The sequence below is a fragment of the Sediminibacter sp. Hel_I_10 genome, assembly GCF_000688335.1.
Taxonomy (GTDB): Bacteria; Bacteroidota; Bacteroidia; order Flavobacteriales; family Flavobacteriaceae; genus Psychroserpens.
In genome coordinates this window covers 2,755,478-2,766,854 of sequence record NZ_JHZX01000001.1, presented here as the reverse complement: position 1 = coordinate 2,766,854, position 11,377 = coordinate 2,755,478, and the positions used below count along the sequence as shown (strand labels likewise).

Genomic DNA, 11,377 nt, shown 5'->3' with positions numbered 1-11,377 from the left:
TAAACTTCACTTTAAACGTAACTAATGGTTTGAATAGATAAAATCTATTCGATTGTGACCGCGAAGGGATTCAAACCCCCAACCCTCAGAGCCGAAATCTGATGCGCTATTCAGTTGCGCCACGCGGCCAATATATTATTAAATTCTTTCTTTTAACTTCTAAGTATGTCCTTTGTATAATCTTCAGTCTTTCATACTTTTCAATACATAAACATAAAAATCACACCTAGTCTTTTGCGCCCAGCATACTGGCATACTGGCATTCAGTTGCGCGACGGGGCGATTACACTGTTTATTTTGCCAATTTTGCTCTAACAATGTTAGAAATGGTCTTGCCATCAGCCTTTCCTGCTAACTCTTGACTCACTAACCCCATAACTTTACCCATGTCTTTCATGCCCTCTGCTCCAACCTTAGAAATGGTTGCTTCAACCACCTCCTCAATTTCAGATTCGGTCAACTGTACTGGTAAAAACTGACTAATAACTTCTGCTTGTGCTAATTCTGGCTCAGCCAAATCACTTCGGTTTTGCTCATTATAAATTGCAGCACTATCCTTACGTTGCTTTACTAACTTAGATAAAATCTTGATCTCTTCTTCCTCACTCATTTCATCTGAAGCACCACCGCCTGTTTGAGCCAGTAGCAATTCAGACTTAATTGCTCGTAAAGCAGCCAAAGCTGTTTGGTCTTTCTCCTTCATAGCTGCTTTCATAGCAGTCATCACATCTTGTTGTAAAGCCATTTGTGTTTTCAATTTTGAACTGCGAAGATAGTAAAATTTGTAAGTTCTATGAGCGGTGTTGCCTTCCTATTTCAATAAAAAAACCCAGAATATTGAGGGAAACATTCTGGGTTATTGGATTAATATATTAACTAATTACAACTGAACCTAATCTACATTATCGTGTAAAAACGAATTATTGCTTCGTAATTGAATATCATCATTATCATCAGTACCTACAGAGGTTCTTGATGCTGTTGTTTCTGAAGATGGCTGAGAATCCTCAAGATTCACCCCTTGTCTTCTATAAGCCGGCTCCTTTTCAATTTCGTCAATTTTTGCCTGATTAAACTTATAATTAAAATCTTTCATCTTACGGCGTCTTTCATCGGCTCTAGATTTCAATAATTCTGAAATCGGACTTGTCATCGGATCAATCTCATCAGAATTTTGATCATTTTCCTTTTCAGGTTGAAGTGTTTTCTTCTCAAACACAATATCTTCTTCTACCTTTGGTTTTGCTTTAGACTTTGTCTCATTAGATGCAGATTCATTAGACATAAAGTCGTCAAGAGCATATCGCTTTTCGCCTTGATCATTAGCTTCAACTACAGGAACAATCTCAATGTGATCATTCACTTCAATACTATTTACATCCTCTTCTAGATCGAAAAAAGTCTTTAAATTCGATTGTGACGAAGTTTCTTCTTCATCTTCTGATATCTTAGATTTTGGTAAAGGTAAATCAAAGGTTAAGGTGGTTTGCTCTTCTTCAAAATCGTCAATCCTGATATCAAGCTCTTCTTTTTTAACGGAAGTAATCACAAAATCTTCTTCTATGTATTTATGATCTAGAACTTCGTCGTATACCACATTCAAATTTCTGATCAAATCATTAGTAGTGATCAAGTCGGTCTCATTTCTAGGACTTCTAGAAGGCACCTCTTCTTGATCCTCCTCTTCCATGAGCGTATGCACGACAACTTCCGGAGCTTTTGGCGCTTCCACTTTAGGTTGAGCTACTTGATGGTCTGATTCAGACTCCTTCTTTTTTCTATCAAAATTATTTTGCTGTTCATCTCCCAACGCATGAATCACGCGTTTGGCCTCAGTGTTTGAAATTTCGTTTTGTTGATCGATATCAAAACCCGTAGCAATAATGGTTACAGAAATAGATTCTTGTAAAGATTCATCTTCGCCAACACCCATAATGATATTAGCCCCATGCCCAGCTTCATTTTGAATGTGATCGTTAATCTCTCCTATTTCATCAATGGTAATCTCTTGAGATCCAGAAACAATAAGTAACAGTACATTTTTAGCACCGGTAATTTTATTATCATTGAGCAACGGAGAATCCAAAGCTTTCATAATGGCTTCTTGTGCTCTGGCTTTTCCAGATGCTGTTGAAGATCCCATGATAGCTGTACCACTATTACTTAAGACTGTTTTTGCATCACGTAAATCGATGTTTTGAGTGTAGTGATGTGTAATGACTTCTGCTATACCGCGAGAAGCTGTTGCTAAAACTTCATCTGCTTTAGAGAAACCAGCCTTGAAGCCAAGATTTCCATACACTTCTCGAAGTTTATTGTTGTTAATCACCACAAGAGAGTCTACATGACTTCTTAAGGTTTCTATACCTTTTTGAGCTTGTTCATTTCTAGTTTTACCTTCAAACTGAAATGGCATGGTGACGATACCCACAGTCAAGATATTCAACTCTTTAGAAAGTTTTGCAATTACAGGAGCTGCTCCAGTACCAGTACCACCACCCATACCAGCGGTTATAAATACCATTTTGGTATTGGTATCTAGCATACGTCTTAGGTCTTCTATACTTTCAACAGCAGCTTGTTCACCGACTTCAGGATTAGCTCCTGCCCCAAGCCCTTCGGTGAGGTTCACCCCCAATTGAATCTTGTTGGGTACACCGCTATTTTGAAGCGCTTGTGAATCTGTATTACAAATTACAAAATCAACACCCTTAATGCCTTGTAAAAACATGTGGTTGATGGCGTTGCTACCGCCTCCGCCAACACCAATGACTTTAATGACGTTGCTCTGATTTTTCGGTAGGTCGAATGCAATGTTTCCTATTTCATTGTTACTCATAATATCGTATTTGCTGGGTTCTCTATTCTTAAATTCTTTATATCTAATTTTTGTGTTTCGATAGTTTGACTTCGAAACTATTCCGCATTATCCAAAAAATCCTTGACGCGCTCCGTGAGCTTATCTAAAAAGGACTTTCGTTCTTTTTTCTGCGGTTCAATAACATCCTCTTCTATTTCTAAAGGGACTTCCTCTTCTATTGCTTCTGGCGTTTCTTCCGCTTCTGCTTCAATTTCTTTCTCAATGCGCTTGCGCTCTTGACGTTTTAAACCGTCCATCACCAAACCAACGGCCGTAGCATATAATGGGCTAGCAATTTCATCATCACTATCTCCAGCTAAATGCTCGTTAGGATAACCAATTCTGGTATCCATACCAGTGATATATTCTACCAACTGCTTGAGATGTTTTAGTTGGCTACCTCCTCCCGTAAGCACAATACCTGCTATGAGTTTCTTTTTTTGCTCCTCATGCCCGTAGTTCTTGATTTCTACATAAACTTGTTCTATAATCTCCACGACTCTAGCATGAATAATCTTAGAAAGGTTTTTTAGGGTAATCTCCTTAGGTTCTCGCCCACGCAGTCCTGGAATAGATACAATCTCATTATCCTTATTTTCACCAGGCCATGCCGAACCAAACTTAATTTTCAACAACTCCGCTTGTTTCTCTATAATAGAGCAACCTTCCTTGATATCTTCTGTAACCACATTACCTCCAAATGGAATCACCGCCGTGTGGCGAATGATACCATCTTTAAATACGGCTAAATCTGTAGTACCACCACCAATATCGATCAATGCGACACCGGCTTCTTTTTCTTCCTGGCTCAATACCGAATTTGCCGAAGCCAACGGCTCTAGAGTAATGCCCTCAAGCTCTAAACCAGAACTTTTAACGCAACGTCCAATATTTCTAATAGAGGACACTTGACCTACTACCACGTGAAAATTAGCTTCCAATCGTCCGCCGTACATTCCAATAGGCTCTTTAATTTCAGCCTGACCATCAATCTTATATTCCTGCGGAAGCACGTGAATGATTTCCTCTCCAGGCAACATCACTAGTTTATGAACTTGATTGATCAATCGGTCAATATCATCTTCATCTATAACGACTTCGGAATTGGCACGGGTAATGTAATCGCTATGTTGTAGGCTGCGAATGTGCTGCCCTGCGATACCAACGGTAACATCCTCAATCTTTAATCCCGCTTCGGCTTCAGCTTCTTGAACCGCTTGCTGAATGGATTGAATGGTTTGTGTGATATTATTTACCACGCCGCGATGTACACCTAGGCTTTTGGATTTTCCGATACCTAAAATTTCGGCCTTACCATAGTCGTTCTTTCTACCTATCATAGCCACAATCTTTGTGGTCCCGATATCTAATCCAACTGAAATTTTATTATTCTCCATTGTTTACTTTTTGCTGCAAATCACTTGCTGATCAAATTTGAGGTTCACCAGCTGATAATCGTCCAACAGATTATCTTTTTTAGCTTTTACGTAAAACGCTTTCAAATTATTTATCTTTTTATCTAACAGTTCTAAATTTCCCAAATGAATGGTGAACTCTTGGTTTCTAAACTTAAGGTCAATTGTTTTATCATTGTTTTGATGAATTTCGACAACATGAACCAACAGAAAATCATCTTCTTGAACTTTTTTAGCTACTTGATAGATATTTTGTAAATTATTTTTATCTACCGCGCCGGTGACCAAAGGGACACGAGCGGTATAGTTGTGCGACAAAGGCATAAAATGACCTTCATCATCAATGTAGTAGGAAGCACTAGTACGAACACGAGCAATTGGCTTTCGCTGCTCTATTTCAGCAGTAATCAAACCATTAACGCTCATGAACACTTGTGCGTTTTTTATCATTTGGTTGGACTTTAGGGCAGTTTCCAACTCGTTCAAATCTATAATTTCTTTAGGCTTATTCGTAACAGTGCCTTCATTTACTATTAACAATTTACTAACAGTCTCATGGGTAACGAAGAGGTTATCATCCCCAATAAATTTGATTTCTGGCGTAGGTAGTTTGCGCTTGGCGTTTCTTTCCGAAGAAAAAGCACACAAGAACACCACCAATGCTAGTAACCCAAAGATCTTTATGTAGTTATAATTAACTCGCAACGCTTAATGCTTTTTTTATATGTTTAACTTCTTCTCCAATATCTCCAGCTCCTAAGGTTAAAATTACAGTGGCCTGAGACTCTTGTATGGTTTTGATGATTTGCTCTTTACTTATTAATCGTTTATTCTCGTTTTCTATTTTATCCCATAGCCATTTTGAGTTGATGCCTTCTATAGGCAACTCACGAGCTGGATAAATTTCTAGAAGGGCTACTTCATCAAACTTGGACAAGCTTTTTGCAAAATCTTCTCCAAAATCTTTTGTTCGGCTAAAAAGATGTGGCTGAAATACAACCAATACTTTTTGTCCTGGATACATCTCACGCACCGCTTGATGCACGGCGTTAATTTCTTCTGGATGATGCGCATAATCATCGATATAGACCAAATTTGATGTTCTAATTTGGTAGGTAAATCTGCGTTTAACCCCTTTGTAAGACGCTAATGCTTTGGCGAGCTGCTGGTGAGGGATACCATATTCTACAGACATCGCCAAGGCTATTAATGCATTCGACAAGTTATGTCTACCAGGTAGGTTAAATCTGAATCTTTCGAGGAGTCCTTTAGGTGTTTGTACGTCAAACTCATAACTCCCGTTTATTATTTTTATATGTTTTACTGAATAATCTGAATCGTCTTCAATGCCATAGGTAATGCCTTCAATAGGCAATCCGTTCTTTACAAAAAGCTTGCCATTGGGCTTGACTCTCTCTGAAAATTCTTTAAATGATTTTATCAACTCTGAGGCGTCACCATAAATATCTAAATGATCAGCATCCATAGACGTAATACAGGCAAAATCTGGCGAGAGCGTCAAAAATGACCGATCAAACTCATCTGCCTCCACCACCGTTACTTTTGTTCCGTTTAGAATAAGGTTAGAGTTGTAGTTTTCACTAATGCCACCCAAAAAAGCAGTGACCTCAACACCACACTCATTGAGTAGATGCCCTAAAATGCTGGTCGTTGTTGTTTTTCCGTGGGTTCCTGCTACAGCGAGACAAAAGGTTTGTTTTGTGATTTCGCCTAAAACAGCAGAGCGTTTCATGAGCTGAAACCCATTTGCTTTAAAATAATTAAACTCGCTGTGATCTTTAGGTATTGCAGGAGTATAAATTACCAGGGTTTGCTCTTTATTTAAAAACTTGGCTTCAATTTTTGAAATATCATCTTCAAAGTGTGTGTCAATCCCAAGGTCTTTTAATGCTTCGGTAATTTCGGTCTTGGTTTTATCATAACCCGCTACCTGCATTCCCTTTGCTGCAAAATACCGCGCCAAGGCCGACATACCAATCCCTCCAATACCAATAAAATAAAGGTTTTGAATGTTTTTTCCGAAGAAAAAATCAGCTGAATCTAAGTCTATATGTCGGTTGTCTTTACTCATTTAACGCTTCTATTCTTTTTCCGCTTTATTCGTTTTTAGCAGTTTTTCAACTTCGTTCGCAATATCTGTTGTTGCATTTACTAATGCTAACGCTTTTATATTAATTGATAACTCTTCTCGTTTTTTAGGAGAAGATATCAGTTCTGAAAAATGCTTTTCAAATTCAGAATTCAAATCACTTTCCTTTATAAGAACCGCTGCCTTTTTATTGGCAATGGCCATAGCATTTTTTGTTTGATGGTCTTCTGCCACATTTGGCGATGGGATAAAAATAACCGGCTTGCCCACAACACACAACTCTGAAACAGAACTTGCTCCCGCTCTTGAGATGATGATATCTGCTGCAGAATAAGCCATATCCATAGTGTTCAAAAACGGATGTACCTGCACATGACCCAAATCACTATACTGCTTGTAATCTTGATAATACAGCTTCCCACATTGCCAAATGAGTTGCACATTCTGGTTTTCAAAAAACTCAAGCTTTGAGGCAATAAGCTCATTGATACGTCTCGCACCTAAACTACCACCAAGCACCAATACCACTAATTTGCTGTGTTTTAAAGTAAAGGCATCTTTAGCTTCAATAGATTTATGGTCTAAATCCAACAAGTCTTTACGAATAGGATTTCCTGTGAGTACAATTTTGTGCTTCGGAAAAAAGCGCTCTAGGCCTTCATAGGCCACACAAATGGTATTTACCCTTTTACCCAGCAGTTTATTAGTAATGCCCGGCAACGAATTTTGTTCTTGTATTAGTGTTGGTACTTTTTTAGAGGCCGCCATATTTAATAGAGGACCGCTAGCAAATCCACCTGTGCCGATAGCAATATCGGGCTTAAAGGTCTTAACGATATTTCTGGAGCGCATTAAACTGAGCATAAGTTTTAAAGGAAACGCTAAATTCTTTAACGTTAATTTTCTTTGAATACCAGAGATCCAAAGCCCTTCAATCTTATAGCCAGCTTGTGGCACTTTTTCCATTTCCATACGGTCTTTCGCTCCCACAAACAAAAATTCGGCATTTGGGAACCTCGATTTCAACTCATCTGCAATAGCTATCGCAGGATAGATATGACCTCCTGTCCCGCCTCCTGAGAGGATGATTTTATATGCTTTAGATGGGTTCTTTGTTTTCAATAATTTTTTATTTTAATCGTAAATACTATATCGTACATCGCCAACACTATATCGCTTCACTCAAAATGGATAGCGGATTATCTTCAGCATCTTCCTGTTCTTTAATTTCTTCTCGTTTTGCACTTACGCTCAACACAATACCTATGGCTAAGCAAGTCATCCAAATAGAGGTTCCCCCACTACTTATGAGCGGAAGCGTTTGGCCAGTTACGGGAAACAACTCAACCGCAACCGCCATATTGATCAGTGCCTGAAATACAATTGGTAAACCAACGCCTAAAACCAATAACTTACCAAAAACCGTATCCGACTTTTGAGACACAATTACAATCCTGAATAGCAACCAAGAGTACATGGTCAATAAGACCAATCCTCCCACCAAACCATATTCTTCAATAATAATGGCGAAAATAAAATCTGATGAAGATTGTGGTAAAAAATTCTTTTGTCTGCTTTTGCCAGGTCCTTTTCCGAACACCTCTCCTGTTGCAATGGCAATCTTTGCTTTTTCTATTTGATAATCTGCTTCTGTATCTTCTCCGTTTGAAAAATTTTCAATCCGGCTCATCCAGGTATCAATTCTATTGGGCATGGCTTCTGGAAAAGCTTTAGCTACCAAAACAAATAACGCCAGAGACAAAATGCCCGTACCAATAATTACCGATAAGAACTTTAAAGGATAACCTCCAATAAACGACAACATCATGATCATAACAAACATGATTGCTGCGGTAGAAAAGTTGGCAGGTAAAATCAAAATCAACGTAAAAAACACAGGGATCCAGAGCGGCAAAATAGTCTCCTTAAATGTCACTTCCCGATCCTGAATTTTAGACAGGTAACGCGCCACGTACACCATAAGCACAACTGCTGCAAGGGTAGAGGTTTGAAAAGACATCCCGACAAAAGGAATTTGAATCCATCTGCTCGCGTTTGCCCCATCAATAGTAGTGCCCTGTAACATGGTAACCACTAGCAGCACCAAAACCACAGGAATCATGATCATAGACAACCCCCTGAAATAACGGTATGGCACTTTATGTACGCCGTAAATAATTGCAAAGCCCAAAAACAAGTGCATAAAGTGCTTTACAAAAAACGTGAACGTACTACCAGATCCACCCACATAAGCCAAATTGCTTGCCGCGCTATATACTGGTAGAAATGAAAAGAGTGCCAGCAAGGCCACAATAGCCCAGATGAGTCGATCTCCTTTTATGTTCTTTAGTAGTTGCATGTGTCCTCTAGCGATTTAGTTGCTAAGCGATTTATAAATTTCTTACGGCGTCTTTAAACTGGCGACCGCGATCTTCGTAATTTTCAAACAAATCAAAACTGGCGCAGGCTGGAGACAATAATACACTATCGCCTGATTCTGCAATTTTATAAGCAATTTTCACTGCCTCGCTCATATATTGCGTTTCTACAATAACATCTACCATGTTTCCGAAGTTTTCAAACAACTTAGCATTATCTACGCCCAAACAGATGATGGCCTTTACTTTTTCGTTCACAAACTGAAACAACTCTCTATAGTTATTCCCTTTATCTTGACCTCCCACAATCCAAACGGTAGGGGTTTCCATACTTTCTAAAGCATAATACGTTGCGTTAACGTTTGTGGCTTTAGAATCGTTGATGTATTGTACTTTATTGATTTTTAGCACATGCTCTAGACGATGCTCGACACCTTGAAAATTCTCAAGACTCTCACGAATGGTCTGCTTTCTAATCTTTAGTAAATGCGCCACCGTTGATGCCGCCATGGCGTTCTTGATGTTGTGTTTTCCCTCTAGTGCTAAATTTGGTGTTGGCATAATAATTTCGTTGTTATCTATAGTTATTTTTATAATCTCTTTTTCTAAGTATGCGCCATTTTCAACCTTTTTTGTTAAGGAAAATGGCAGTAATCTTGATTTTACGGGATGTGTTTCCATCCAGGATGCAATAACCTCATCATCTGTATCATAGATGAAATAATCATCTTCGGTTTGATTCTCAGCAATTCTAAATTTAGAAGCGATATAATTCTCAAATTGATAATCGTACCGATCTAAATGGTCTGGTGTAATATTGAGCAACACAGCAATATGTGGTTTGAAATCTACAATATCATCCAACTGAAAACTGCTGATCTCCAACACATAGTTGGGGTAATCTTTTTCCAGTATTTGTTTTGCAAAACTGTCACCAATATTTCCTGCCAATCCCACTTCTAGCTCTTGCTTTAAAATGTGATGGGTTAATGCTGAAGTCGTTGTTTTACCATTACTCCCAGTGATTCCCACCAAAACGGCATTTGTATATCTTGAGGCCAATTCTATTTCAGAAATGATCTCAACACCTTGAGCTTTTAATTTTTGAATCAATGCTGCCTTATCTGGTATACCTGGACTCTTCATGACCAGATCTGCATTTAAAATCTTTTCTTCGGAATGCATTTCACTTTCAAATGCAATTCCATGATGTTTAAGAACGTTGCTGTACTTTTCTTTTATAATCCCTTTATCTGAGACAAAAACCTCAAAGCCTTTAGCTACTGCTAGCAATGCTGCTCCCACACCACTTTCGCCACCTCCTAATACCACTAACCGTTTCATCTATCTTAATTTTAAGGTGACGATAGAGAGTATTGCCAGAAAAATTCCAACAATCCAAAATCGGGTTACAATTTTGCTTTCGTGATATCCAGATTTCTGGTAATGGTGGTGCAACGGCGACATCTTAAAAATGCGACGTCCTTCACCAAATTTATTTCGTGTGTATTTAAACCAACTTACCTGCATAATGACCGATAGGGATTCTGCAAAGAAGATTCCGCAAAGCACAGGAATAAGCAACTCTTTTCTAACCGCAATGGCTATAACGGCAATGATCCCTCCAATGGTCAAACTTCCCGTATCTCCCATAAACACTTGGGCGGGATAGGTGTTATACCACAGAAAACCGATGAGCGCTCCTACAAATGCCGCAATAAAGACCACGAGCTCCCCTAACCTGGGGATAAACATGACATTCAAATAATCTGAAAAGAAAATATTACCCGAAACAAAGGCAAAAATCGCCAATGCAAATACAATAATGGCCGAGCTTCCTGCAGCCAAACCATCAATACCATCCGTAAGATTAGCTCCATTAGAGACTGCCGTGATGATAAAGATCACAATAGGAATAAAAATCAACCAGGCGTATTTTTTATAATCGTCACCCAACCAACTTACCAACGTGGCATAGTCAAACTCATTATCCTTAACAAAAGGAATGGTTGTTTTAAGCGAGCGACTTTCTTCCGCAGAAAACTCTGCAGGCGCATTTTGAGAAACCACCTGATTTGAAAATTCTGGATTTACAATCTCTTGCTTTACTGTAACACCGGGATGAAAATACATTACTGCACCAACAAAAATCCCGAGGCCTACTTGGCCAAGCACTTTAAACTTACCACTAAGACCTTCTTTATCTTTTTTAAATACCTTGATGTAATCATCTACAAAACCAATAAGCCCCATCCAAATCGTGGTGACAATGAGCATGATTACATAAATATTATCTAATCTAGAAAGCAAGAGCACTGGTAAAAGCGTAGAAATGATGATGATGATACCACCCATAGTTGGCGTACCTGCTTTTTCAACTTGACCAGCAAGACCTAAATCCCTAACCGTTTCCCCTACCTGTTGTTTCTGTAAATACCTAATGATTTTTCTTCCGAAAATAGTTGAAAACAACAGCGAAAAGATGATAGCCAAAGCTGCCCTGAAGGTGATGTACTGAAACACACTTGCCCCAGGCAATTGGAATTGTTGTTCTAGATATTCGAATAAATAATACAGCATTGGTTACTTAGAGTTTGTTATTTCGTTTTAGCTA

At 38.7% G+C, this 11,377-nt stretch carries 9 protein-coding genes and 1 tRNA gene; all 10 read right to left on the bottom strand.

Annotated features, from left to right (window positions below; translation table 11 throughout):
• Positions 1-55: 55 nt before the first annotated feature.
• Positions 56-129, bottom strand: a tRNA-Arg gene (locus tag P176_RS0112450).
• A 163-nt stretch (positions 130-292) separates the two neighbouring features.
• Positions 293-745 (bottom strand): GatB/YqeY domain-containing protein, encoded by a 453-nt coding sequence (locus P176_RS0112445; protein ID WP_026755012.1) that lies wholly within the window; start codon positions 743-745, stop codon positions 293-295.
• Between the two features lie 147 nt (positions 746-892).
• Entirely contained in the window at positions 893-2,839 is a 1,947-nt protein-coding gene (gene ftsZ, locus P176_RS0112440; RefSeq protein WP_037348926.1) for a cell division protein FtsZ, read from the bottom strand.
• A 77-nt stretch (positions 2,840-2,916) separates the two neighbouring features.
• Positions 2,917-4,257 (bottom strand): cell division protein FtsA, encoded by a 1,341-nt coding sequence (gene ftsA, locus P176_RS0112435; RefSeq protein ID WP_026755010.1) that lies wholly within the window; start codon positions 4,255-4,257, stop codon positions 2,917-2,919.
• Between the two features lie 3 nt (positions 4,258-4,260).
• On the bottom strand, positions 4,261-4,980 hold the full coding sequence (locus P176_RS0112430) for a cell division protein FtsQ/DivIB (protein ID WP_026755009.1): 720 nt from the start codon (positions 4,978-4,980) through the stop codon (positions 4,261-4,263).
• Positions 4,970-6,367, bottom strand: a complete 1,398-nt coding sequence (murC, locus tag P176_RS0112425; RefSeq protein WP_051605480.1) for a UDP-N-acetylmuramate--L-alanine ligase — start codon at positions 6,365-6,367, stop codon at positions 4,970-4,972. The genes P176_RS0112430 and murC overlap by 11 nt, the downstream gene beginning before the upstream one ends.
• 9 nt (positions 6,368-6,376) lie before the next feature.
• Positions 6,377-7,507 (bottom strand): undecaprenyldiphospho-muramoylpentapeptide beta-N-acetylglucosaminyltransferase, encoded by a 1,131-nt coding sequence (murG, locus tag P176_RS0112420; protein WP_051605479.1) that lies wholly within the window; start codon positions 7,505-7,507, stop codon positions 6,377-6,379.
• Between the two features lie 46 nt (positions 7,508-7,553).
• On the bottom strand, positions 7,554-8,744 hold the full coding sequence (locus P176_RS0112415) for an FtsW/RodA/SpoVE family cell cycle protein (protein ID WP_026755006.1): 1,191 nt from the start codon (positions 8,742-8,744) through the stop codon (positions 7,554-7,556).
• A gap of 31 nt (positions 8,745-8,775) precedes the next feature.
• Positions 8,776-10,107, bottom strand: a complete 1,332-nt coding sequence (gene murD, locus P176_RS0112410) for a UDP-N-acetylmuramoyl-L-alanine--D-glutamate ligase (protein ID WP_026755005.1) — start codon at positions 10,105-10,107, stop codon at positions 8,776-8,778.
• Complete coding sequence (gene mraY, locus P176_RS0112405; protein ID WP_026755004.1) at positions 10,108-11,343, bottom strand: phospho-N-acetylmuramoyl-pentapeptide-transferase; 1,236 nt, start codon at positions 11,341-11,343, stop codon at positions 10,108-10,110. It abuts the gene before it with no gap.
• Between the last annotated feature and the right edge of the window lie 34 nt (positions 11,344-11,377).